This window comes from Mesorhizobium sp. M8A.F.Ca.ET.181.01.1.1 (assembly GCF_004792025.1).
Classification (GTDB): Bacteria; Pseudomonadota; Alphaproteobacteria; order Rhizobiales; family Rhizobiaceae; genus Mesorhizobium.
Window position 1 is genome coordinate 519,681 of the sequence record NZ_SRTV01000004.1, and the last position, 23,013, is coordinate 542,693.

The window sequence follows — 23,013 nt, forward strand, 5'->3', positions numbered from 1 at the left end:
TCAGTCCTTCGTTCCAGCGCCCGGCGGATCGTCGGCGATCCGGGCGTAGAGGTAATGGTCCTGCCAGATGCCGTTGATCCTGAGATAGGATCGCAGAAGTCCTTCGCGCCGGAATCCGGCTTTTTCAAGCACGCGGATCGACCTGATATTGTCGGGAATACAGGCGGCTTCGATCCGGTGCAACCTCAGCGTATCGAAGGCGAAGCGGGCCACCACCTTGACCGCGTCGGTCATCAGGCCACGGCCGCCGAAGCGTTCGCCGATCCAGTAGCCGACATGGCCGCTTTGCGAGACACCGTGACGTATGTTGCCGAGCGTGATGCCGCCCGCTAGCTTGCCGCTCGACTTCTCGAAGATGAAGAAGGCGATCGCCGTTCCCTGTGCATAGTCCTCGCGATAGCGGCTGATGCGCAGGCGCCATGCCGTGCGGTCGAGTTCGTCGGGGGTCCAGCGCGGCTCCCACGGCTCCAGGAACGTCCGGCTTTCGCCGCGCACCGCCGACCACTCGCGATAATCGCTGGTGAACGGCACGCGCAGCGTGACGAGGTTGCCCTTCAGTGCCGGCAGGTCACGGCGAAAGAAAGGGAGCGCGAACACGGCGCTTGGGACTTAGACGGCGAGCCTGCGGGCCGTGGCCTGCGTACCCGGAAGCGAATCGAGGATCGCCTCGTATGGTGCCAGCGTACCCACGGGCCCGACAGCGGTAAGCGTCGGCTTGGTCGAGAACATCCGCGACGACAGGTCGGTCAGGCGCTCGATCGTCAGCGCCGCCAGCCGCTCCATCAACTCTTCCTTTGCGATCGGACGGCCGAAAAGCAGCAGTTGGCGCGCGATCTGCGAGGCACGGCTGGCCGGACTTTCGGCGGACATGATCAACCCGGCGCGATACTGGGCGCGCGCACGGTCGAGTTCTTCTTGAAGGATGCTCTCGCCGGCCTTCTGCAACTCGTCAATGATGACAGGCACCAGCTTGGCGATGTCGCTTTGCCCCGTGGCGGCATGGACGCCGAATATGCCCGTATCGGAAAAACCCCAGTGGAAGGCATAGACCGAATAGCACAGGCCGCGTTTCTCGCGGACTTCCTGGAACAGACGCGATGACATGCCGCCGCCGAGAATCATCGACAGCACCTGCGAGGCGTAGAAGTCGCGCACATGATAGGCGCGGCCCTCGAAGCCCAGCACGATCTGCGCGTCCATCAGGTCGCGGTCCTCACGGAAATCGCCGCCGACATATTGCGCGTATTGCGGAATGGTGCTGTCGGCCTTGCTGCGGAAGCCGCCGAGCCGGTTTTCGACCTCGCGCACGAACTTGTCGTGCTTGATGTCGCCGGCCGCCACGATCACCATCCGCTCGGCGCCATACTGGCGTTCGATGAAATCGTGCAACTGCTTGGAGGTGAAGGATTTTACCGTTTCGGGCGTGCCCAGGATCGAGCGGCCGATGGTCTGGTGGCGGAAGGCCGTCTCGGTGAAACGGTCGAAAACGATGTCGTCGGGCGTGTCGTGCGCGGCGCCGATCTCCTGCAGGATGACGTGCTGCTCGCGCTCGAGTTCCTGCGGGTCGAATTCGGACTCCTGCAGGATGTCGGACAGGATGTCGACGGCCAGCGGCACGTCGTCGGAGAGCACCCTGGCGTAGTAGGAGGTGGTCTCGACGCTGGTGGCGGCATTGATCTCGCCGCCGACGTCCTCGATTTCCGAGGCGATCTCGAAGGCGCTTCGCCGCTTCGTCCCCTTGAACGCCATGTGTTCGAGCAGATGGGCCATGCCATGCTCTTCTTCGCGTTCATTGCGGGCACCCGACTTGACCCAGGCACCCAAGGCAACCGATTCGATACTTGGAAGGGTTTCGGTGGCGACTGTCAGGCCGTTCGACAGACGGCTTACCTCAACACCCATATGGCTCGTACTCCCTAACGCGCCGCCCGCGCACGGCGGCTGACGTAATCTTCCACCATTTTCAGGTCGGATGGAAGTACCGTGTATTTTTCCTCAAATGTCATCAATCCCCCTAGCCATGCGGGCAGGGCGGGCGAGACACCGCTGGCGGCCTCGACGGCGGCCGGGAATTTCGCCGGATGTGCAGTGCCCAGCACCACCATCGGCACGGCGCCCGATGCTTTGCCGGCCGCGACATACATGGCCGCGGCGGTGTGCGGATCTAGAAGATAATTGCTGCCCGCGAGCGTCGAGCGGATGATGGCGGCGACCTCGTCCATATCGGCGCGGCCGGCATCGAATTCGGACCGCATCCCGGCAATTTCCCGGGCTTCGATGGTGAAAGCGCCCGATTGCTTCAGGCCGGCCATGTAGCGCCGCACCGTCGCCGCATCGCGGTTTGATGCCTCGAAAAGCAGGCGTTCGAAGTTCGAGGAAACCTGGATGTCCATCGACGGCGAGGTGGTCGCAAAGACGCCCTTGGTGCGGTATTCGCCGGTCGCGAAGGTGCGAGCCAATATGTCGTTGTCGTTGGTGGCGATGACCAGCCGGTCGATCGGCAGGCCCATCTTCTTGGCGGCGTAGCCGGCGAAGATATCGCCGAAATTGCCGGTCGGCACGGTAAAGGAGACCGGCCTGTCCGGTGCGCCGAGCGACAATGCCGAGGAGAAATAATAGACGATCTGGGCCATGATGCGCGCCCAGTTGATCGAATTGACCCCCGACAGCGACACCCGGTCGCGAAAGCCGTGATCGTTGAACATATCCTTCAGCAGGCCCTGACAGTCGTCGAAATTGCCTTCGATCGCCAGTGCATGGACATTTTCAGCCTTCGACGTGGTCATCTGCCGCTGCTGCACCGGCGAGACGCGGCCATGCGGGAACAGGATGAAGATGTCGGTGCGGCTGCGCCCGGCAAAGGCGTCTATGGCCGCGCCGCCGGTATCGCCCGACGTGGCGCCGACGATGGTGGCATGCTGGCCGCGTTCGGCAAGCACATGGTCCATCAGCCGGGCAAGCAATTGCATCGCCACGTCCTTGAACGCCAGCGTCGGCCCATGGAAGAGTTCGAGGACAAAAGTGTTGGCGCCGGTCTGGACCAGCGGGCAGACAGCCTCATGGCGGAAGGTGGCATAGGCTTCGCGGACCAGGCGCTCGAAGACCGGTGCGGCGATCTCGCCGCCGAGGAACGGCGTCAGCAGGCGGATTGCAAGGTCAGGATAGGCAAGGCCACGCATGGCGCGGATCTCGGATGACGAGAAGTGTGGCCATTCGCGCGGCACATAAAGCCCGCCATCGCGCGCCAGGCCGGCCAGGACGGCGTCGGAAAATCCAAGCGCGGGCGCTTCCCCGCGGGTACTCACATAGTGCATGTCACAGATCCGTTTGCCGCCTGTTTTTCCGTTCACCACAAGGTGGTTAATTTCTGCACCGGCTGTAGTCGCATTTTTGCCGCGCGGTTGATATACGTCACCAGCTTTGCGAGAGGGAAGTGCAGTTTCATGGCGTTTCGTATATCAAGTGGTCGCTTTTTGGCGGGTCTCGCGCTCACGGGCTTTATGCTTGCCGCCGCCGGCTGCCAATCCGGCGACAATGGCATCTTGAACCTCGGTTTCGGCAAGAAGGACCCGACGGCGCCACCGCCGCCGCAGGACCCCAAGGTGCTGGCCAGCCAGCTGAACGCCTACTGCCCAAGGGTGACGGTGCGCGATGGCACGGCGTTCTTCAACACCTATGTCAACGAGGCCCGGAAGCCCAAGCCGAAGCTCAAGAAGACCGGCGACGCCGCTGCGGATGCAGCGGCCCAGGCAGCGGCTGACGCCGCCGCCGCTACACCGCCCGACGATTCGGCGAGGATCATTTATCAGGCATCGATCAGCGACGTGACCCGCGATTGCAGCCGTGCCGACGGACAACTGACGATGACGATCGCGGTTGCCGGCAAGATCGTACCAGGGCCGAAATTCACTCCGGGCACCATCACCATGCCGATCCGTACCGCGGTGATGCACGGCACCGACGTGCTTTATTCGCAAATCCACCAGTATCAGGTCCAGGTCACCGATCCCTCGGTCGCGACCCAGTTCGTCTTCACCGATTCCAATATCGTCGTACCGGCGCCGACGGCTGCGGACTATCAGGCCTATGCCGGTTATGATGAAACCGCGCCCAAGGCTACAACCGACAAGTCGAAGCGCAAGAAGAAGAAAGCCGCGGCAACGAACTGAGCGGCCCTCAGCGTGGCGTGCGTCCGGTCGGGCGCACGCAGCTCAAGCATTCGCAGACCACTCCGACAGCGCCGCGATAACGCTTTTCAACTCCGCCCACCGCCGGATCACCGTTTCGGCGCCGGCCTCGGTCAGGGCATCGGCGTGGCCGGGATAACTGTGGCTCGCGCCCGTAAAACCGATCACGCGCATACCGGCGGCCGTGGCGCCGGTGACGCCGTGCACGGAATCCTCGATGACGAAGGTGTTCGCCGGGTTGGCGCCGAGCTTTTCGGCGGCATGCAGGAACACGTCCGGGGCCGGTTTGGTCTTTCCGGTCGGCGTCTCCAGCGCCGAGAAGATGCGTCCGGCGAAGAATGGCAGCAGATGCACCTTCTCCAGCATGAACTCGATCCGCTCCGAACGTGAATTGGAGCAGATGCAGCGTTGCGTCGTGACCGAGGCGACCGCTTCCCGCACGCCTTCGATGGCACGAACGTCGCTGCGCAGTTTGCGGTCGACCAGTTCCTCGGCGCGATCGATCAACGAGACCTGGAACGGGATCTTGGACTTCTCCTCGATCCGCATCAGTATGTCCTTGAAGGTCAGGCCCGCATAGGTCTCGGCAATCTCCTCCGCCGAGACTTCATATCCGGCCAGGGTGATCAATTCGGCCTCGACCCGTGCGGCGATGATTTCGGAATCGACGAGCACGCCGTCGCAATCGAAGATGACAAGGTCTGGCTGGGGCATGATGATCCGGACGATGGAGGATGGAGAAATGGCCGCTCAGGGCTCAAGCGGCGCGGCATACACCAATGGGCACGCCTTCGCAAACTCCTGCACCGGATCGATAAAGCTTCACCGAATATTTACGCTGATCGGTAACCATAACGGGGAGTAAACAGTAACGCGTGCCTTGGGTGTAAAAATGTCAGCCGTGCGTCTTCTCGACGAGCTCTCCCATGCTCCCCAGCAATCCGAATGGCTGGACACGATCCTGAAAGGCGACTGTGTCGCGGCGCTCGACCGCCTGCCGGAAAAGTCGATCGACGTCATCTTTGCCGATCCCCCCTACAATCTGCAGCTCGACGGCGATTTGCATCGTCCCGACCAGTCCAAGGTCGATGCGGTCGACGACGACTGGGACCAGTTCGAGAGCTTCGAAGCCTATGACGCCTTCACCCGCGCCTGGCTGCTGGCGGCGCGCCGCGTGCTGAAGCCCAACGGCACGATCTGGGTCATCGGCTCCTACCACAACATCTTCCGGGTCGGCGCCAAGATGCAGGATCTCGGCTTCTGGATCCTCAACGACGTGGTCTGGCGCAAGACCAATCCGATGCCGAATTTCCGCGGCCGCCGGTTCCAGAACGCGCATGAGACGATGATCTGGGCCTCGCGCGATCAGAAGGGCAAGGGCTATACCTTCAACTACGAAGCGCTGAAGGCGTCGAACGACGATATCCAGATGCGCTCCGACTGGCTGTTCCCGATCTGCACCGGCGGCGAGCGCTTGAAGAACGACAATGGCGACAAGCTGCATCCGACACAGAAGCCCGAGGCGCTGCTTGCCCGTATCATGATGGCCTCGACCAAGCCGGGGGACGTCGTGCTCGACCCGTTCTTCGGCTCCGGCACGACGGGTGCCGTGGCCAAGCGCCTCGGTCGCCACTTCGTCGGCATCGAGCGCGAGCAGGCCTATATCGACGCCGCCAATGAGCGCATCGATGCCGTGCGGCCACTCGACGAAGCGGATCTCACCGTGCTTACCGGCAAGCGCGCCGAGCCGCGCGTCGCCTTCGTCAGCCTGATCGACACCGGTCTGGTGACGCCCGGTGCCACGCTCTATGACGCCAAGAAGCGCTGGGCCGCCAAGGTTCGCGCCGATGGCACCGTGGCGATCGGCGACAGCGCCGGCTCGATCCACAAGATCGGCGCCGAGGTGCAGGGGCTGGACGCCTGCAATGGCTGGACCTTCTGGCATTATGAGCGCAGCGGCGGACTTACCCCGATCGACGAACTGCGCCGCATCGCCCGCCTCGGCATGGAGCGGGCAGGGGGCTGATCCCCTGCCGCTTATTCGTTGAATCAAAGTCTCAACGGATCGCCCCAAGCGATAGAGATCACGCCTTTATTCCGAAGCGTTCAAGATCCGCTTGAAGCGTCCTGGCATCGGTGAACAGCACCGCTTTCCAGCCGGCCGCCTTGGCGCCGTCGACATTCTTCTGGCTGTCGTCGATGAACAGTGTCGCGGACGGTTCGAGGCCGAACGCCGCCACGTGATGGTCGTAGATGTCGCAGTCGGGCTTGATCTTGCCGATATCGCCCGACACTGTCACGCCGCGTGGGCGGTTGAGAAAATCGAAGCGCTGCCGGGCTTCGGCCAGCGTGTCGGAGGCGAAGTTGGTCAGCATGGTGACATCATGGCCGCTTTCGATCAGGCCGAGCATGATGGCGACGCTGTCGTCATAGGCATGCGGCACCATCTCGTGCCAGTGGCGGCGGAAATTGCGGATGTTTTCAGAATGATCTGGATGATCCGAAATGAGCAGCGCCTCGGCCTCTTGCCACGTCCGGCCGCGATCCTGCTCGAGGTTCCAGTCATGCGTACAGACATTGTCGAAGAACCACTTTCTCTCGTCGGCATCGGGAATGAGGCGGCTGAACGGAATGTTTGGATCGTAGTGGATCAGCACCTTGCCGATGTCGAAAACGATGTGGCGGATTTCAGTCATGGGGTCTCTTTGCACCTGATGGCGACGGTTTTTTCGTCGCGCCGGGTATCGCAGCCTCGATTGCCTTTTTCATGACAGTCGGCAGCGCCTCGCCGGAAATCTCGCCAGCGGGCGACCAGAAGTGCCCTGCCACCGCATCACCTTTGATGTGGGCGTGAAAGACTTCGAGTGCGAGCGCGAAATGGGTGAAGACATGCGTGATTGACCCGGCGTGCCGCCAGGCGCCGGGAAAGGGCGCCGCCGCTTGCGTGGTGGCTCCGTCCACCCGCGCTGTCCAGTCGGTGGTAGGCACTTCCGTCATGCCGCCGAGCAGCCCTTTTTCCGGCCGCTTGCGCAAAAGAATGGCGCCGTCCTCACGCACGGCCACGAAAGCCGCGCCGCGCCGCAGCGGTTTGTCGGCCTTTGGCAGCCGCACCGGGAAATTCTCGGGGTCGTCTGCAATGGCGGCGCTGCAGTCCTCGCGCAGCGGGCACAGCATGCAGCGCGGCCGGCGTGGCGTGCAGATCGTGGCGCCGAGATCCATCATCGCCTGGGCGAAGTCTCCCGATCGCGTCGCCGGCACCATGCGCTCGACCTGGGCCCGTATCTCGGCCTTGGCTTCGCTGAGCGGCGTCGTGATCGAAAACAGCCTTGAGATGACGCGTTCGACATTGCCGTCGACAACGGCCGCCGGGCGGTCGAAGGCAATCGCCGTTATTGCCGCCGACGTATAGGCGCCGATGCCGGGCAATTCTCGAAGTCCGGTCTCGGTGTCGGGAAACCGGCCGCCGCGTGCCGCCACCAGATCGGCACAGGCCTTGAGGTTGCGGGCGCGGGAATAGTAGCCGAGCCCGGCCCAGGCTTTCATCACATCCTCGGTCGGCGCCGCGGCCAAGGCTTCGACATCGGGCCATTTCTCGACAAAGGCGCGGAAATAGGATTTCACCGCTTCGACGGTGGTCTGCTGCAGCATGACCTCGGACAGCCAGATACGGTAGGGGTCGGGCCGCACGCCGCGTGCATGCTCGCGCGGCGTCACGCGCCACGGCAGTTCGCGATGATGCGCGTCGTACCAGGCGACCAGCCGTGACGCCGTATCGTCGGCCTTGGCTCTGCTGGTCTGGGCCTTGCGGGTCTGGTCTGCTGGTGCCATTGATCTTGCGTAGGCTTGGCCGGTGTCTGCTGGGTCGTGGCTGGAGAACGCACATGGCAGGGAAAAGGCCCTTCGGCAATCCCGTTCCGGTGAGCGACCTCGCCACCGAGATCCTCGACCCGGTGCTGCGCAAGCGGGCAGGCATCTCGATCGGTCTCGTCCAGTCCTGGGAAGAGATTGCTGGCCCGCGCCTGGCCATTCACTCGCGGCCCGAAAAGATCCAGTGGCCGCGCCGCCTGCACGAGGACGATCCATTCGAGCCGGCCGTGCTGGTCATCGCCTGCGAAGGCATGGCCGCGCTTCACCTGCAGCACGAGACCGGCGAGATCATCAACCGGGTCAACGCCTTCCTGGGCTTTATCGCGATAGGCCGCATCAGGATCGTGCAGAAGCCGGTGACTTCTGGAAAGGCCCGGCCCAAACCTGCTCTCAGGCCACTGAGCGCGGCGGAAAAGGCGAAATTGGCCGATACAGTCGGATTGATCGAGGATGACGGACTGCGCGCCTCACTGGAAAGGCTGGGTGCGACCATTTTGGGCACAAGGAAAGCCTAGTTCTGACTGGAAACAGTCATAGGTTTGTCGTTAATCTCGCGCATTCGTGATCACCCTTGTCAGGTTTCGCGATTGGATTGGGGACAGGGATGCCTTAATTCGCGCCAACTCTCGCTTTTTCGTGTCTTTGCATTGCAAAATTCAACCCTTATCAGGTGATTCGTATGAGCCGCACCCCGTTTGGCCAAAGCTTCTCTCGCAGAAACGTCCTGACTTCGCTGGCCGCCATTCCGGCGGTGGCCCTGCTCGCGGCCTGCAGTGATTCCGGCGAACAGGCCAAGGCGGCGGATGTCAAGCCCGCGGACCCGGCAACGCCCGCGAAGCCGGCCACGCCCGCAGCGGTCCAGGTGCCGGAGGCGCAAGGCACGGTGGATATGGCCGAATTGTTGAAGCCGGGTGCGCTGCCCGACAAGCAGCTCGGCAAGGACGACGCCAAGGTCACCATCGTCGAATACGCTTCGATGACCTGCCCGCACTGTGCGCATTTCGCCGAGACCACCTTCCCGGATTTGAAAACCAAGTACATCGATACCGGCAAGGCCCGCTACATCCTGCGCGAATTCCCGTTCGATCCGAGCGCCGAGGCGGGTTTCATGTTGGCACGCTGCGCCAAGGATAACTATTTCCCGATGGTCGATGTCCTGTTCCGGCAGCAGGCGAACTGGGTCGGCGTGTCCAACACCAAGGATGCGCTGCTGCAAATCTCCAAGCTTGCCGGTTTTACACAGGAGTCCTTCGAGGCCTGCTTGACGGACCAGAAACTTCTGGACGATGTGAGATCGGTCCAGAAGCGTGGCGCCAATGAATTCAAGGTCGACTCGACACCGACCTTCTTCATCAACGGTAAGACCTACAAAGGGGCGATGTCGATTGAGGAAATGTCGGCCATCATCGACCCTCTGCTCTGACATCGGCTCAGCGCTGAAGCGGCAGCGCTCCGGCGCTGCTTGCCTTTCTATCTGTTCGCGCGCCATGCGCCCTATCGCAAAACTTCGGTACACTTTTGCGGAACCGGTGTATGAGGCGCGTGAATGAAGTTTTCGCGCCTCCGCCTTCTTGGTTTCAAGTCCTTCGTGGAACCCGGCGAGTTCGTCATCGAACGCGGCCTGACCGGCATTGTCGGGCCGAACGGGTGCGGCAAGTCGAACCTCGTCGAGGCGCTGCGCTGGGTGATGGGCGAAAGCTCCTACAAGAACATGCGCGCGTCCGGCATGGACGACGTGATCTTTTCCGGCTCGGGCACGCGTCCCGCCCGAAACACCGCCGAAGTCACGCTTTTCCTCGACAACAGCGACCGCTCGGCGCCATCCGCCTTCAATGATGCCGACGAGCTGCAGGTGTCGCGCCGCATCGAGCGCGAGGCGGGCTCCCTCTACCGCATCAACGGCAAGGAAGCACGCGCCAAGGACGTGCAGCTTCTGTTCGCCGATCAGTCGACCGGTGCACGCTCGCCTTCGATGGTCGGGCAAGGCCGTATCGGCGAACTGATCCAGGCCAAGCCGCAGGCCCGTCGCGCCCTGCTCGAAGAGGCGGCCGGCATTTCCGGCTTGCACACCCGCCGCCACGAGGCGGAACTGAGGCTGAAGGCCGCCGAACAGAATCTCGAACGCCTGGACGACGTCGTCGGCGAACTGGAAAGCCAGATCGAAAGCCTGAAGCGCCAGGCGCGCCAGGCTTCGCGCTTCAAGAACCTGTCCGCCGACATCCGCAAGGCCGAAGCAACGCTCTTGCACCTGCGCTGGACGCTGGCCAAGACGCAGGAAGGCGAGGCGCGTTCGGCGCTGGCTACGGCCACGGCGCTCGTTGGCGACCGCGCCGCCACGCAGATGAACGCGGCCAAGGAGCAGGGCATCTCCGCCCATCGCTTGCCTGACCTGCGCGACGCGGAAGCCGCGGCTGCAGCCGCCTTCCAGCGGCTGTCGATCGCCAGGTCGCAGATCGAGGAGGAAGCCGGCCGCATCCGCACCCGTCAGGCCGAACTCGAGCGCCGGTTGCAGCAGCTCGACGGCGACATCGCCCGCGAAGAGCGGATGGTGCGCGACAACGCCGACGTTCTCGAGCGCCTGCGCGCGGAAGAGGCCGCGCTGAACTCCGAAAACGCTGGTGCCGCGGAGCGCGAGGCCACCACCCGCGCGGCATTCGAACAGGCCGCCTCGACGCTTGCGCAAAGCGAAGCCAAGCTCGCCGCGCTGACCGCCGAGCGCGCGGAGGCTGCCGCCTCGCGCCATCAGATCGAACGCACTTTGCGCGAAACCGCCGAGCGGCGCGATCGCTTCGCCCGCCAACTCGCCGATGTCGACCGCGAATTGTCGGACATCCTCGCCAAGGTGGCCGGCCTGCCGGACCCGGCCGAGAAACAGATCCTGGTCGAACAGGCGCTGGCGTTGCTGGAAGAGTCGGAGGCCGCGGCGGAGCAGGCCGAGCAGTCGGTCATCGACGCTCGTGGTGCCGAAAGTGCCGCGCGTCCGCCGCTCCAGGACGCCAGGGCGGAACTGGCGCGGATCGAGACCGAAGCGCGTACGCTGGCCAAGATCCTGAACGCGGCCAGCGGCGATCTCTTCCCTTCCGTGCTGGAGCAGATCAGCGTCGAGCGCGGCTTCGAGACGGCTCTTGGGGCGGCCCTGGGCGAAGATCTCGACGTGCCGCTCGACCGCAACGCGCCGGCGCATTGGGGCGAAAGCGAAATCCAGCCCGGCGACGCCGCGCTTCCGGAAGGGATCAGGAGCCTTGCCAGCATGGTTCGCGCGCCGGCACAGCTTGCCCGCCGGCTGGCGCAGATCGGCATCGTCGAGGCCGCTGACGGCCGCCGGTTGCAGGGGCTTCTGGCTCCCGGCCAGCGCCTGGTCAGTCGTGAGGGCGCGCTGTGGCGCTGGGACGGCCTGACCGCCAGCGCCGATGCACCGACCGCCGCGGCACAAAGGCTGGCGCAGAAGAACCGGCTTGCCGAACTCGATGCCGAAGCGGTGCAGGCGACGCTCGTCCTGCGCCAGGCCGAGGAGGCGCTGGCACAGGCCGAGCAGGCCCTCCGCCAGGCAAGCGAAGCGGAGCGGACCACGCGCCAGGCCGGACGCGAGGCCCAGCATCGGCTGGATGCCGCCCGCAATGCGCTGGCCGAGGCCGAAAAGGCCGGCGGTGAACTGTCGAGCCGCCGTGCCGCGCTGGACGAGGCGCGTGCCCGCATAGTCGACAGCCACGAGGAGACGTCGGCGGCTTTCGTCGAGGCCGAGATGTTGTTGCAGGACGCGCCGGATCTCGGCGACCTGCAATTGCTGCTCGAACAATCATCGGCCAATGTCTCTCGCGACCGCGCCGCACTGGCCGACGCGCGCGCCGTCCATGAAGGCTTGCGGCGCGAAGCCGAGGCACGCACTCGGCGTCTGGATGCCATCGGCGCCGAGCGCGGCAACTGGCTGGCGCGTGCTGAAAACGCCTCGACCCAGATCGCCTCGCTCGGCGAACGCAAGGCGGAGGCCGAGGCCGAGCGCGAACGGCTGGCCGATGCGCCCGACGAGATCGACGCCAAGCGCCGTGCATTGCTGTCGCAACTCACCGAGGCCGAGACTTTGCGCAAGGCGGCCGCCGACCGTCTGCAGGAGGCGGAGAACCGGCAGGCCGAACTGGACAAGGCCGCCACATCAGCCATCCAGTCGCTGGCCGAAGCGCGCGAAACCCGCGCCCGTGCCGAGGAACGGCTGACGGCGGCGGACGAGCGCCGGCTGGAAGTCGAGGCGCGTATCCAGGAAACGCTGAACACGCCGCCGCATCTGGTCATCCGCCACACCGGCCTGGAAGCCGACGATCCGATGCCCGAGATGCCCGAGATCGAACGCCAGTTGGATCGGCTGAAAATCGAGCGCGAACGGCTCGGCGCCGTCAATTTGCGCGCCGAGGAAGAGCAGAAGGAGCTTTCCGAGCGCCTGGAGACCATCGTGTCGGAGCGCGAGGACATCATCGAAGCGATCCGCAAGCTCAGGCAAGCAATCCAGAGCCTCAACCGTGAAGGCCGCGAGCGGCTGCTGGCCGCCTTCGATGTGGTCAACAGCCATTTCCAGCGGTTGTTCTCGCACCTGTTCGGTGGCGGCACGGCCGAATTGCAACTGATCGAATCCGAGGATCCGCTGGAGGCGGGACTGGAGATTCTTGCCCGCCCGCCCGGCAAGAAGCCGCAGACCATGACGCTGCTGTCGGGCGGCGAGCAGGCGCTGACGGCGATGTCGCTGATCTTTGCGGTGTTCCTGACCAATCCGGCGCCGATCTGCGTGCTCGACGAAGTCGACGCGCCGCTCGACGATCACAATGTCGAGCGCTTCTGCAATCTCATGGACGAGATGGCCAAGACCACCGAGACACGGTTCGTCATCATCACCCACAATCCCATCACCATGGCGCGCATGGACCGGCTGTTTGGCGTGACCATGGCCGAGCAGGGCGTCAGCCAGTTGGTCTCCGTCGACTTGCAGGCCGCGGAGGCGATGCGCGAAGCAAGCTGACGCTGACAGCGCCGCGGCCCGTAGGAACTCTATTCAGCCGTCATCCGGACCTCCTTTGTCGCGACGCCCCGTTGCGCCGAGCCCTCGCGCTGCTGCCGCTGGTGCGCGAGGCGAATTTTCCCGTTTTTAGGGAAGGTTGTTGTCCGTCAAAGCCGGTTTCGCTTCATTTCGGCAAGGATAAGCTCTCGCCATCAATTGGAGCGGCTTGACGATGACAGACCCAGACACCGGGATTCTTCGTATGCCTGACGATCCGGCGGACCTGGCGACGCGGCCACGGATACGCGCGGACATGCCGGGGCAAGGCACGTGGGGGCGCATCTGTGCGACGTGTCCGAAGCGAAACCTGAACTGCGCCTCGTCGGTCCTCGACAGTGTCGCCACGAGGCGAAGCACGCAGTGAAAAAACGGCAGGGCGGCACCGTGGAATGCACCGCCCCGTCGGATGAGCAATCAGGCGGCGAGCCAGGCCTTGGTGAAATCCTGCTCGTAGGCCTGATGCATCTGATAGCCCATCAAGGCGGGTTTCATATGGCAGAACAGCTTTCGCCAGTAAGGCTGAACGATGATGCCGGACTCCTGCAACATCACCTGCAATTCCTTCATCACCGCCCGACGCTGGTCCGGATCGGCGATGGCGTTGGCCTTGTGAACCTTGGCATCGAACGCGGCATCGGCGAAGCCCGTCTCGTTCCATGCCGAGCCGCTCTGATAGGCGAGAGCATAGGTCTGGATGCCGAGCGGGCGGGCATTCCAGTTGGTCGTGGCGAAAGGATATTTCGTCCAGTCGTTCCAGAACGCCGATTCCGGGATGACGGTACGCTTCACCTTGAAGCCGGCGTCGCGCATCTGCTGGGCACCACGTCGGAACTTTCCTTGCGGTAGTCGGCTTCGACCGAGATCAGGTCGAACTCGAAATCGAGCTGGCCGGCTTCCGCGAGCAATGCTTTCGCCCGGGCCGGATCCCGCTTGATCGGCGGCAGTTCGGCATGTTCGGGATGCATCGGGCCGACGTGATCGTTCTGCGCCACGATGCCCATGCCGTTGGCGCCCAGTTGCAGCACCGCCTCGTTGTCGACCGCAAGCTGGATGGCATTGCGCACGCGCTTGTCGTCATAAGGCTTGGCGTTGACGTTGCAGCGCGAGACGATCGTGGCGGCGGTGACGATCTCGCTCTTCTTCAGGCCCAGCCCGTCGAGCATGACGACGTCATAGGATTGAGTCTGGCCGTTCAGATCGATCTCGCCGGATTCGAAGGCGGAGACGGTGGCGGCCGAGTCGGTGCCGTAGTCGATCCAGTCGATACCATCCAGGAACACCTCGCCGCCCCACCAGGAGCCGTCAGGCCGCCTGCGCACGGAGGCCGCGACACCGACATTGAGCTTCTTGAGTTCAAAGGGGCCCGTGGAGATCGGGTTGGCGGACAGGGCTGCTTGTTTCGGATTGAACGTGCGATGCACGATCAGCGCCGGGTAGTCAGTCAGCGCCGGAATTATGGTGATGTCGGGTTGCGACAGTTTCAGCACCACGGTGTGGTCGTCACGAACCGTGATGGCGCCGGCGCGCGCGGCCTTGGTTTCGGGATCGATAAGCGACGTCATGCGGCCGGCCATCGAATTGCCGGCGGCCCCCTTCTCGCACCAGCGCGTGACGTTGAAGGCAACGTCCTCGGCGGTGAAATCGTCGCCATTCGACCATTTCACGCCAGGGCGTACCTTGAGCACATATTCCGTGGCATCCGTATTGATTTCCCAGCCCTGCAGCAGCACCGCCTCGAAGGTGAAATCCGGCTTCCAGCGCACCAGCGGCTCGAGAAACTGCATGGCGATGTTGCCCATCTGCGAAACCTTGAAACTGCGCGGATCCTCCATCTCCATCACCTGCATGGCGACGCGGACGATTCCGCCCTTTCTGGGTTGGGCCGCGTCGTCGGCCAGGGCCGGAACCGGCTGGCCGATGAGCCCGTAGGCGACCGCCGTGCTGGCGCCGAAGGCGCTGGCCAGCGCCAGGAATTCGCGGCGGCTGAGCGCGCCGTTTTTGGCACCCCGCGCAAAGGCGTCGATCGCGGGATGAAGAGGCTTGGATGTCATATCGTTTCTCCCATTGTTGATTTTACGTCCAAATCGGGTGGAATGCCCTTGCCGCAACAGCGCTGGGCACGGTCTTTTGTTGGAAACCGCGAGCGGCCGAGCCGATGCGGCGAGGGGGAAACAGGATGAATCTTCTGACGGCCATGCGGGTCTTCGACCGGGTCTGCCTGCTGGGCAGCCTCTCGGCGGCGGCGCGCGATCTCAACATGTCGACGACGGCGGTCAGCCGGACGATCAAGGAGCTGGAAGAGGATCTTGGCGTGCGTCTCATCAACCGCACGACCCGGCGCCTCAGCGTCACCGAAGCCGGGCGCGACTATGCACCGCGGGCCCGCAGCCTGCTGGACGAGATTTCGGAACTGCAGGATTCGACGCGCGGCCTGCACAAGGAGACGCGCGGCCTGATCCGGGTTTCCTGCTCCAATGTCCTTGGCCACACGCGCATCACCAAGCTGGTGCCGAAATTCCTCGAGGAGAACCCGCTGACTACCATCGAATTCGATCTGACAGCGCGCTACGTCGTCGGCATCGTCGAGGAGGGTTATGATGTTGCCATCCGTTTCGGCGGCCAGGCCGATTCCGCTCTGATTGCGCGGCGCCTGGGCGAAGTCCGCAACTATGTCTGCGCCACGCCGGATTATTGGGACAGAAACGGCCGACCGACCCATCCGGACCAACTGGCAAGCCATTCCTGCGTCTTGAGCAATTTCGCCAAGCGGCTCGGCACGTGGCCCTTCATAGGGCCTGACGGGCCGTTTGACGCACCGATCGCCGGCTTCGGCATCGGCAACCTGCCGAGCCTCCTGGTCGATGCGGCAATCCGCGATGGACGGCTGGAGGTACGGCTCGACGAGTTTCGCCCGGATTCCAGCCCAATCTATGCCCTCTACCCACACCGGACCTATATCGCCGCCAAGGTCCGCGCCTTCGTCGATTTCCTGATCCGTGAGCTGTCGGCGGATTTTACCGCCTGAGGCGCGGCAGGGGCATCGCCAGTCGGCGCCAGCAAAGGCCCGGCGCGAACGCCAGGCCACCCTTGCCCCCAACGGCAAACTCGGCGGTGTCATTTCCACCAGGCGGTGGTGTCGTACATCGGTCCCGGCTCCTCGAAGAGCTTCTCGTATTTGCAGAGCGCCGGCGTCTTGCCGAGCGCCACCGAGGCACCATCCTTGAACGCCCACTCGCCGCGTTGGGTCGAGTCGGCCCGCACATAGCTGGACAGGGCAAAGGCCCGGTCGTGCTGCGACAGGTTGGGCGAGGAGCCATGCACGGTAAGCAGCCCCCACATGGCGAGGTCGCCAGGCTCCAGGACCAATGGAACGATCGTCGCCGGGTCGATGCCGACCTTGCGCAATTCTTCCTCGGCGGTCAGCCCCTTCATCAACTCGCCCTTGCCTTCGTCGGACAGGCCGAGATAGCCGAGCTTGTGACTGCCAGGCACGACCTGAAGGCAGCCATTGTCGAGCGTCGCTCGGTCGACGGCGAGGCCCGTCGTCACTGTCGCATCGGCGACATTGTCGAAGGCGGCCTGGTTGCGGAATCGCAGATCCTGATGGAAGCGATAACCAGTGACATTGGCCCCGGGTGGCTTCCAATGCAGCTGCTGGGCGATTTGCTTGATGTCACGCCCGATCAAGCCTTCGAGCAGTTTCAGGTAATTGGGATTGCGCCGGAATTGCTCGAAATAGGAATTGATCCAGGAAAACCAGTAGGCCTGCAGCACGTAGCGTTGGCCGAAATCCGACTCGGGCAGGATCTGGAAGTTGAGATTGCCGTCCCGGAAAGTAGCGTGATGCTTGAGCCCTTCGGCGTAGACGGCATCCGTTTCCTTCTTCAGCCGGACCATCTCGTCGCCGTCGACGAATTGTCGAACGACCGCGTATCCCTCCTCGCGGTACTGCTCCACCGCCTCGCGTGCCTGCTTGTCCGTCAGCATGTCCTTGGCTATCCCTGTCTGATGATCTCCAAGGATCGTAGCGAAGGGATCGCGGGCGATAAGCCACGGATTTTGGCATCGACTTTCCCGATAATCGCAAAAGTCGCGGCAAACTGAACCGGTCTTGGAGGACGTCAGGCTGAAGCGCGTTGAATACGCGACAACTCAAAACCGCCTTTGCCCGACAAGCTCTGTTCCGCCGGCCGGAACATATCCTCGAAGTCGAGGTCCTCCTCGAAAACCACGCCTCCGACGGTCACGGCCAGGATCTCCACGGCGCCCTGAGGGGAAAAATAGACCCGCGAGACACTGGCGCGGATACGCTCGCCAACCATCCTGGCTTCGGCCTCGCTCGTTCCGGGAAGGAACACGCCGAACATCGACGCGCCTATGCGGCCGATGACGTCTTGCGAGCGCACGCAAGACCGGATGGTTGAGGCTATGAGACGCAAGGCTTCGTCGCCCCAGCTCAGGCCGAAGCGCAAGTTGATGGCGTTCAGATGCTCAGGATGAATGACCAGGAAGGCGCCCGATCGCTCGCCTGGAACGGACGGCCTGATTGCCCGTCTCTCGATCAGCGACGTGAAGACCCTGCCGTTCAGGCAACCGGTCAGCGTATCGAAGGTAGCGGCTTTGTTGAGTTCCCGCCGGTAGCGACGGATCTCTGCCAGGTTCCGGCCTATGAACACAAAAAGCGGCAGGCAGATCACCAAAGGCAAAAGCGTTGCGGTGATCATGCCGCGCCCGAAAGGCGTCAGCGTCTCGCTGAACAACAGCAGATAGTTCAGGCTCAGGGAGACGCAAAGGCTGCCGATGGTTCCAAGGAAAGCCAACCAGCCGACGCTCCTCCATTCGTGATGGGCCGGGACATCAGCTGCTGCGTTGGACATGATCGATCTCCGTTGGATCGCCAAGCATAAGACCGGCAAGTTAGGATTTCGGTTTCAAAGAACAATACAATTTGAGGCGTCGGGATAGATCGCTCAGCTTTCTGGAGGCGATGCCGGCCTTTGCGGCGACTCCGGTTGCTGCCGCCTATGGGGAGCCGAAGATTCCCATCTCCGCCGTCCTGGCTGTTGCTTCGGCCTTGCCATAGATACCGCCCGGCAAGGCCAACGCCCAGCCATTCGACACGAGCCAGGCTCCGACATCCTGTTTGCCCAGCCTGCATGTCGCCGCGACAGGGAAGCGGTCGACCGACGGAGGCACGAAACAATTCAGCGCCCGCCCGCGCATCCAGTTGTTGAAAGCCGCACGCGCCCGCTGTCCACAAGGCCAGGCACTCTCGTGAAACAGGCAGATCCTGTCGGCTTCGACGCTCTGGGTTCCGCTGATGAACAGTTTCCGCCCCATGGAGTCGAAACCAGCCGAGGACGTGGCCACCGGATGATACAGCGGTGTTTCCCGCCAATCCCTGGGCATCGATGGCTTGGGTTGTGACGCGAGGCCGAGGTCGCCAAGGGGCAAGCGAGGTTCCACCCGCTCCACTTCTGACCCCACGACCTGCGGCGGTGCGATGAGATCTTCGGCAATCTTGCGGGCTGAATTGACGATCGATCGAACCGGGTGCTGCGCGACGTCGTCGCTGACGTCCGGGGCCGGGTCGGTGACGGTCCGCTCGACAGGGAACAGGGTCGCTGCCTTGACCAGCAGCAGGATGCCGACGAGAAGCTCGAGGCTTGCGACCGCGATCATCACGCGAAGGCGCCCCGCTTGTCCCGCCGGACCGCCCGCGCCCAATTCGCTAGAAGCTGGACGTCGATTTGGCAACCAGTTTGAGCGCACCTTTTTCAATCCGGTAAAACGGCATCGAGCGTTCGCTGGATCCATCCGCGCGGAACCTGAACAAGCCGGTCGATCCGCGAAATCCGTTCGGGTTCTCGAAAACCTGCCTGTTGAAGCCGGTCGGTCCGGCAGCGCTCGCGATGCCCGCGGTCAGGGCGACCATGTCATAGGCATAGGCGACATTGACGTCGGCCTGGTAGTTGAAGGTTGTCTTGAAACGATCCGAAATGGGGCCTGTTTCGTGTTGGTCGAGGGTCGCGATATAGGCACCTTCGAATAGTGGACTGGCCGGGTACTCCAGCCAGCGGTTCGTGCCAACCACCGAGGTCGATTTTCCGGGAATGCCTTTTGCCTTCAGGGCGATCAGGATTGGCGACGGATTGCTGTCGCCGCTGGCGACGACCACGGCATCGGGGGCGTCCACCAGCGAGCCCATGTCCGTCACCGCCTTTGTCGCGCTGTCGGCGCTCGTATAGGGTATGGTGATCGCAAGTGCGGCTCCGTACACGCTGAGGCTGTTGGCAACCCGCTTTTCGACGATATCGGCACTCGCGCCCGCCGGCACCAGCAGGACGAACTTCTTGCCGCCCTTGGCCGCAATCGCGCCGGCGCCTGCAGCGGCGCTGTCTGCCTCGCTGAGACATACCGCATAGACGCCCGGGCCACCGGCAAAATTGTCCGCAAGAGCCAGAACCACCGGCCGGTTTGCGCCCGACAGTTTCGCGACATGCTGGGCCGCCGGCAGTTCGGTCGGACCGATGACCACTTTCGCTCCCGAAGTTATGGCCTTTACCGCCAGTTGCTGCGAGTAGGTCGCGTCTCCCTTCGTGTCCTCGACGGTAAGCGTCAGCAGCGGGTTGCCGAGATCCGTCATCGCGAGCTTGGCGGCGTCGAGCATCTTTCTGCCGTTTTCGCCTGCGGATCCGGAGGCGGAGAGGGGCAGCAGCATGGCGACTTTTGTGGGGCCGGTGCCGAGAGACTGCGTTGCCATGCTTGCGTTGGCGACAGCAACAGCAGCCGGCTGATTGGGGGCCTGGATGGCAGCGGGGTCGAGCGCGTCTGACACCGCGCCTTTCGATTGGCAGCCGAGCAACGACATTGCCAGCGCGCAAGCGACCACGCACGTTCGCAAGCTGTGGACCTGCCGGTCAGATACCATTTTCTGCCGGCGCGCTCTCGCTGTTGCGGTCAGTTCATGTACTCGACCATACGGTCGTGAAAACACTCGCACTTGTTGAGCGTGTCTTCGTCCTTGTAGTTCGTCTTCAGGTAGCCGTAAGCCATGCCGCAGGCGACCTTGGCTTCCGATGCCCAGACGAAGACCGGCCGCGACGAGTTGATCCATTCCGGGCTCTTGGCGACGGCGATCGACTCATCCATCAGCTTCACGACCTGTTTCGTGAGGTCGACCGTGTTTTCGGTCAGCACGAGATTGGAGGTTCCAACGGTGCGGCAATAGTCGGCCGTCGGACCTTCGATGATGTCGGCGGCAAAGCCGGTGGATCCAGCCAAGAGCAGCGCCGCGGCCGTGCCCAGCGATCTTGAACGAATTTTCATGTAAGCCCCTCTCCAAATTGCCATTTCATGTTCCGCTAATGCATAGCATGGGAGCACAAGCGCGCAGAAGTGTTAAATCGTGACATGCTGCTGCGTATGTGTTGCGTCGTCATAGAGGATGTTGATCGTACCGGCTGCGGGTGCGTTCTGCAGTACGGCCACATCCACGAAGTTTGCCGCGTTGCCCGAGCCGCTGGTATCGACGCTTACTGTGCTGGTCGCGCTGTTGTAATGCACATAGTCGGCGATGTTGCCAGCCGGCGCCTTGTCGAAAAGCGCCGTTAGGTCGATCTTATCCCCTTCGTCGCCATGGTAGTCGACGATCAGATCCTTGATGTTGAGATTGTCGATCTTGAACGTGTCGGCTCCCGAAGTGCCGTCCATGGCCACCGACGGCTGCGTCGAGGCAACCAGCGATGTATCGAGTTCCACCTCGACATAGTTGCCGCTCGTGCCGTCGGCCATCTGGAAAGTGCCGTTGCCGGTCACGGTCTGCCCGTCGATTTCGCCGACAGCCGCGTTCGCTGCCGTGCTGATGGAGACGATACCGTTGTCGGCGAGGTGCGACAATTCCCCGGTGTCGCTGATGCCGTTGGCATTGGCGTCCTGCCAGATCACCAGGCTGCTGAACGCCGCGTCGTTGTGGTCGATGACGCCGTCATGGTTGCTGTCGAGCGAAGCCAGCGCTGCCGCGCCGCTGTCGAAATGGCCGCCGTTGAAGTTCGGCGTGAACAGCTCCGTGCCATCGTCGATCTTGCCGTCATGGTTGAGGTCGACCGCCAGCATGCCGTCATGGGATGTGTTCCAGGCGAGCTGTTCCTTGGTGCCATCGCCGTTCATGTCGAACTGGACACCGTGGCTGACGTCGGAGAAGGCGAACCCATTGTGGTTCAGGTCGAGAATGATGGGGTCGACCGAGCCTCCGATGAGGTTGTTCAGGTTCGATATGGTGACGCCCTGGAGATCGACCAGTGCTCCCACGCCGGCATTCGTGGTTGTCTGGGTATAGACGTAGGTGTGGTTTACCCCTGAGATCGTTGCCGTGAAGGCGAGCGTCGCCCCGGCGTCGCCGATGTCTGTGGCGTTAAGATACTGGACAACCGCCGCCAGGCTTGCGGCGGACGTGACCGCCAATGGCGCGGTAAAGGTGTCGGTTCCAAAGAAACTGGCGATGCCGTTCGTGACCGAATGGGACTGAACCGTGTCACCGCCGATCGTCAACGTGGAGTCCCCGCCATTGACGTTGCCCGCGGTGGCGGCCACCAGACTGCCGGGCAGTGTCAACTTGTCGGTGCCGGCGACGAAGTCGGTGATGATGTCATATCCGGTGATCGTGCCTGCATTGCCTGATCCGCCGATGACGGGTGTCGATTCACCCGACCCGATCACGAACGTGTCGGCGCCGGCTCCTCCTGTCATTGTGTCGGTATGCGTGCTTGCGGCGATCACATCGTTGCCGGCCGTACCGGTAAGCGTGAAATTGCCGCCAGTCCCAGCTGTTTCAACGTTGATGCTGAGGGTGGAGCTTGACGAGAGGTCGCCGTCACCATCACGGGCGACGATGTGGAAATCTAGACTTTGATCGGGAGGCAGAATGGTATGCGAAACGCTGACATCCGTCCCGATACGCAAACTTCCTGTTCCTACAGTGTCTATATTTTCGATCTTGAGGACGCTGAATTGAATCGTCGGATCGATGGTTAGAGGACCTGTTGAGGATACAGTGATGTCGTGGGTTTCTGTATCCCCGTTTACTGGATTTGTTGCGGTCCATCGTATTGTTACAGGGCCCTGCTGAATCTGCTGGATGTTTATGGTAACGGATTCAAGAAGGTCTGGATTGGAGCTCGCGGCATCGTTGCCAGCGACTCCGGGCTTGTGGAACTCCATCTCGAACCATTCGCCGTAGTCGGTCCATTGATTGCTGACGCCGAAACCCTGGTTGCTGGCGTTGACTCCGTTGCCGTTGCTTTGAAATTCGACCCGACCCAATTCATTGACCGGAGTATTTGGATCATCGGCCAGTTCGCGGAAACCGGGGCCTCCAGCACCAAGTTGAGCGAACGAAATCTGTTCTGTGGTCGCCGCGCCGGGTGTGATCAGCTCAAAGGTATAGGTCGCATCGGCCTTGACGGTCAGCGCGAAGATATCCGTGCCGTTTGAGTCCTCGGCGAGAAGCCGTGTCGTTCCATCACCAAGATCGGTTTCGGTGTAATGGATTCCATCGATGACCGGCCCGGTGATGTCGAACGCATTGTTAGTGGAGTGGCCATCGGCCCCGAAGCTGACGTTGAACGTACCATTTACGGTGCCGATTTCGTTGGGGATCGTGGCGGAAGTGAAGGAGCCTAGCGTCGGCACGTCGTCAGTAACATTGACCTGAACCGTCGCGCTCGCCTGGTCTCCGTCCGAATCGGTAGCGACCACATTGATGCCGGTCAGGTTGATGACATTCTCTCCACCCGCGTCGGGATGCGGGAAATTGTCGAGCAGCGTCACATTGACTGTCGCCGAGCCGTTGGTGCCAGCCAGGATTGGCAGCGACGATGCGACCAGGTCGATATGGATGGCGTCGATGCCGTTGAT

20 protein-coding genes are annotated in these 23,013 nt (G+C 62.8%); 6 read left to right on the plus strand and 14 right to left on the minus strand.

All coding sequences use genetic code 11. From position 1 onward, the window contains the following. The 3 genes from EN824_RS18315 to thrC are packed head-to-tail and all read right to left on the minus strand — an operon-like array spanning position 1 to position 3,314. On the minus strand, positions 1-597 hold the full coding sequence (locus EN824_RS18315; protein WP_127278135.1) for a GNAT family protein: 597 nt from the start codon (positions 595-597) through the stop codon (positions 1-3). Positions 598-609: 12 nt separating this feature from the next. Continuing rightward, positions 610-1,902: a pitrilysin family protein gene (locus tag EN824_RS18320; protein WP_127278136.1), complete on the minus strand. Its 1,293-nt coding sequence runs from the start codon at positions 1,900-1,902 to the stop codon at positions 610-612. Between the two features lie 14 nt (positions 1,903-1,916). Next, positions 1,917-3,314: a threonine synthase gene (thrC, locus tag EN824_RS18325; protein WP_135932597.1), complete on the minus strand. Its 1,398-nt coding sequence runs from the start codon at positions 3,312-3,314 to the stop codon at positions 1,917-1,919. Positions 3,315-3,443: 129 nt separating this feature from the next. On the opposite strand from thrC, the gene EN824_RS18330 reads away from it, so the two are divergent. Next, entirely contained in the window at positions 3,444-4,169 is a 726-nt protein-coding gene (locus EN824_RS18330) for a hypothetical protein (protein ID WP_127278138.1), read from the plus strand. A gap of 42 nt (positions 4,170-4,211) precedes the next feature. On the opposite strand, the gene EN824_RS18335 is transcribed toward EN824_RS18330, so the two are convergent. Continuing rightward, complete coding sequence (locus EN824_RS18335) at positions 4,212-4,901, minus strand: HAD family hydrolase (protein ID WP_127278139.1); 690 nt, start codon at positions 4,899-4,901, stop codon at positions 4,212-4,214. A gap of 178 nt (positions 4,902-5,079) precedes the next feature. Between EN824_RS18335 and EN824_RS18340 the strand changes: the two genes are divergently transcribed. Beyond that, positions 5,080-6,213, plus strand: a complete 1,134-nt coding sequence (locus EN824_RS18340) for a site-specific DNA-methyltransferase (RefSeq protein ID WP_127278140.1) — start codon at positions 5,080-5,082, stop codon at positions 6,211-6,213. A 58-nt stretch (positions 6,214-6,271) separates the two neighbouring features. Here EN824_RS18340 and EN824_RS18345 read toward each other — a convergent pair whose 3' ends face one another. Together EN824_RS18345 and mutY are read right to left on the minus strand one after the other, a co-directional pair. Further along, positions 6,272-6,883: an HAD family phosphatase gene (locus EN824_RS18345; RefSeq protein WP_127278141.1), complete on the minus strand. Its 612-nt coding sequence runs from the start codon at positions 6,881-6,883 to the stop codon at positions 6,272-6,274. Continuing rightward, positions 6,876-8,015 carry an A/G-specific adenine glycosylase gene (mutY, locus tag EN824_RS18350; RefSeq protein WP_127278142.1) on the minus strand — a complete coding sequence of 380 codons (1,140 nt, stop codon included), beginning with the start codon at positions 8,013-8,015 and terminating at the stop codon, positions 6,876-6,878. Before mutY ends, EN824_RS18345 begins: the two co-directional genes overlap by 8 nt. Positions 8,016-8,068: 53 nt before the next feature. On the opposite strand from mutY, the gene EN824_RS18355 reads away from it, so the two are divergent. From EN824_RS18355 to smc, 3 genes are all read left to right on the plus strand, one after another. After that, the gene (locus tag EN824_RS18355; RefSeq protein WP_127278143.1) at positions 8,069-8,569 is read left to right on the plus strand and encodes a DUF721 domain-containing protein; all 501 of its coding nucleotides are present in this window, start codon (positions 8,069-8,071) and stop codon (positions 8,567-8,569) included. Between the two features lie 164 nt (positions 8,570-8,733). After that, the gene (locus EN824_RS18360) at positions 8,734-9,477 is read left to right on the plus strand and encodes a DsbA family protein (RefSeq protein WP_127278144.1); all 744 of its coding nucleotides are present in this window, start codon (positions 8,734-8,736) and stop codon (positions 9,475-9,477) included. A 123-nt stretch (positions 9,478-9,600) separates the two neighbouring features. Further along, positions 9,601-13,059 carry a chromosome segregation protein SMC gene (gene smc / locus EN824_RS18365; protein WP_135865361.1) on the plus strand — a complete coding sequence of 1,153 codons (3,459 nt, stop codon included), beginning with the start codon at positions 9,601-9,603 and terminating at the stop codon, positions 13,057-13,059. A gap of 453 nt (positions 13,060-13,512) precedes the next feature. Here smc and EN824_RS36665 read toward each other — a convergent pair whose 3' ends face one another. After that, positions 13,513-13,908 (minus strand): hypothetical protein, encoded by a 396-nt coding sequence (locus EN824_RS36665; RefSeq protein ID WP_335930835.1) that lies wholly within the window; start codon positions 13,906-13,908, stop codon positions 13,513-13,515. After that, positions 13,884-15,149 (minus strand): ABC transporter substrate-binding protein, encoded by a 1,266-nt coding sequence (locus EN824_RS18370; protein WP_335930836.1) that lies wholly within the window; start codon positions 15,147-15,149, stop codon positions 13,884-13,886. Before EN824_RS18370 ends, EN824_RS36665 begins: the two co-directional genes overlap by 25 nt. A 125-nt stretch (positions 15,150-15,274) precedes the next feature. Between EN824_RS18370 and EN824_RS18375 the strand changes: the two genes are divergently transcribed. Then, on the plus strand, positions 15,275-16,123 hold the full coding sequence (locus tag EN824_RS18375; RefSeq protein WP_135932598.1) for a LysR family transcriptional regulator: 849 nt from the start codon (positions 15,275-15,277) through the stop codon (positions 16,121-16,123). Positions 16,124-16,212: 89 nt separating this feature from the next. On the opposite strand, the gene EN824_RS18380 is transcribed toward EN824_RS18375, so the two are convergent. The 6 genes from EN824_RS18380 to EN824_RS35265 all read right to left on the minus strand — a co-directional run. Next, the gene (locus EN824_RS18380; protein WP_189343688.1) at positions 16,213-17,085 is read right to left on the minus strand and encodes a phytanoyl-CoA dioxygenase family protein; all 873 of its coding nucleotides are present in this window, start codon (positions 17,083-17,085) and stop codon (positions 16,213-16,215) included. A gap of 134 nt (positions 17,086-17,219) precedes the next feature. After that, the gene (locus EN824_RS18385) at positions 17,220-17,975 is read right to left on the minus strand and encodes a GGDEF domain-containing protein (RefSeq protein WP_127279607.1); all 756 of its coding nucleotides are present in this window, start codon (positions 17,973-17,975) and stop codon (positions 17,220-17,222) included. 145 nt (positions 17,976-18,120) lie between these two features. Beyond that, positions 18,121-18,780, minus strand: a complete 660-nt coding sequence (locus EN824_RS18390; protein ID WP_245512077.1) for a thermonuclease family protein — start codon at positions 18,778-18,780, stop codon at positions 18,121-18,123. A 49-nt stretch (positions 18,781-18,829) separates the two neighbouring features. Continuing rightward, positions 18,830-20,029, minus strand: a complete 1,200-nt coding sequence (locus EN824_RS18395) for a penicillin-binding protein activator (RefSeq protein ID WP_127279954.1) — start codon at positions 20,027-20,029, stop codon at positions 18,830-18,832. A 29-nt stretch (positions 20,030-20,058) separates the two neighbouring features. Further along, positions 20,059-20,427 (minus strand): hypothetical protein, encoded by a 369-nt coding sequence (locus tag EN824_RS18400; RefSeq protein WP_127279953.1) that lies wholly within the window; start codon positions 20,425-20,427, stop codon positions 20,059-20,061. A gap of 72 nt (positions 20,428-20,499) precedes the next feature. Next, positions 20,500-23,013, minus strand: a 2,514-nt coding sequence (locus EN824_RS35265) for a type I secretion C-terminal target domain-containing protein (protein WP_189522195.1), incomplete at its 5' end; no start/stop codon positions are given.

Coding starts and splice junctions, on each gene's coding strand:
- EN824_RS18320 (WP_127278136.1), bottom strand. CDS start 1,902: ATGGGTGTTGAGGTAAGCCGTCTGTCGAACGGCCTGACAGTCGCCACC.
- thrC (WP_135932597.1), bottom strand. CDS start 3,314: ATGCACTATGTGAGTACCCGCGGGGAAGCGCCCGCGCTTGGATTTTCC.
- EN824_RS18330 (WP_127278138.1), top strand. CDS start 3,444: ATGGCGTTTCGTATATCAAGTGGTCGCTTTTTGGCGGGTCTCGCGCTC.
- EN824_RS18335 (WP_127278139.1), bottom strand. CDS start 4,901: ATGCCCCAGCCAGACCTTGTCATCTTCGATTGCGACGGCGTGCTCGTC.
- EN824_RS18340 (WP_127278140.1), top strand. CDS start 5,080: ATGTCAGCCGTGCGTCTTCTCGACGAGCTCTCCCATGCTCCCCAGCAA.
- EN824_RS18345 (WP_127278141.1), bottom strand. CDS start 6,883: ATGACTGAAATCCGCCACATCGTTTTCGACATCGGCAAGGTGCTGATC.
- mutY (WP_127278142.1), bottom strand. CDS start 8,015: ATGGCACCAGCAGACCAGACCCGCAAGGCCCAGACCAGCAGAGCCAAG.
- EN824_RS18355 (WP_127278143.1), top strand. CDS start 8,069: ATGGCAGGGAAAAGGCCCTTCGGCAATCCCGTTCCGGTGAGCGACCTC.
- EN824_RS18360 (WP_127278144.1), top strand. CDS start 8,734: ATGAGCCGCACCCCGTTTGGCCAAAGCTTCTCTCGCAGAAACGTCCTG.
- smc (WP_135865361.1), top strand. CDS start 9,601: ATGAAGTTTTCGCGCCTCCGCCTTCTTGGTTTCAAGTCCTTCGTGGAA.
- EN824_RS36665 (WP_335930835.1), bottom strand. CDS start 13,908: ATGCGCGACGCCGGCTTCAAGGTGAAGCGTACCGTCATCCCGGAATCG.
- EN824_RS18370 (WP_335930836.1), bottom strand. CDS start 15,149: ATGACATCCAAGCCTCTTCATCCCGCGATCGACGCCTTTGCGCGGGGT.
- EN824_RS18375 (WP_135932598.1), top strand. CDS start 15,275: ATGAATCTTCTGACGGCCATGCGGGTCTTCGACCGGGTCTGCCTGCTG.
- EN824_RS18380 (WP_189343688.1), bottom strand. CDS start 17,085: ATGCTGACGGACAAGCAGGCACGCGAGGCGGTGGAGCAGTACCGCGAG.
- EN824_RS18385 (WP_127279607.1), bottom strand. CDS start 17,975: ATGTCCAACGCAGCAGCTGATGTCCCGGCCCATCACGAATGGAGGAGC.
- EN824_RS18390 (WP_245512077.1), bottom strand. CDS start 18,780: ATGATCGCGGTCGCAAGCCTCGAGCTTCTCGTCGGCATCCTGCTGCTG.
- EN824_RS18395 (WP_127279954.1), bottom strand. CDS start 20,029: ATGGTATCTGACCGGCAGGTCCACAGCTTGCGAACGTGCGTGGTCGCT.
- EN824_RS18400 (WP_127279953.1), bottom strand. CDS start 20,427: ATGAAAATTCGTTCAAGATCGCTGGGCACGGCCGCGGCGCTGCTCTTG.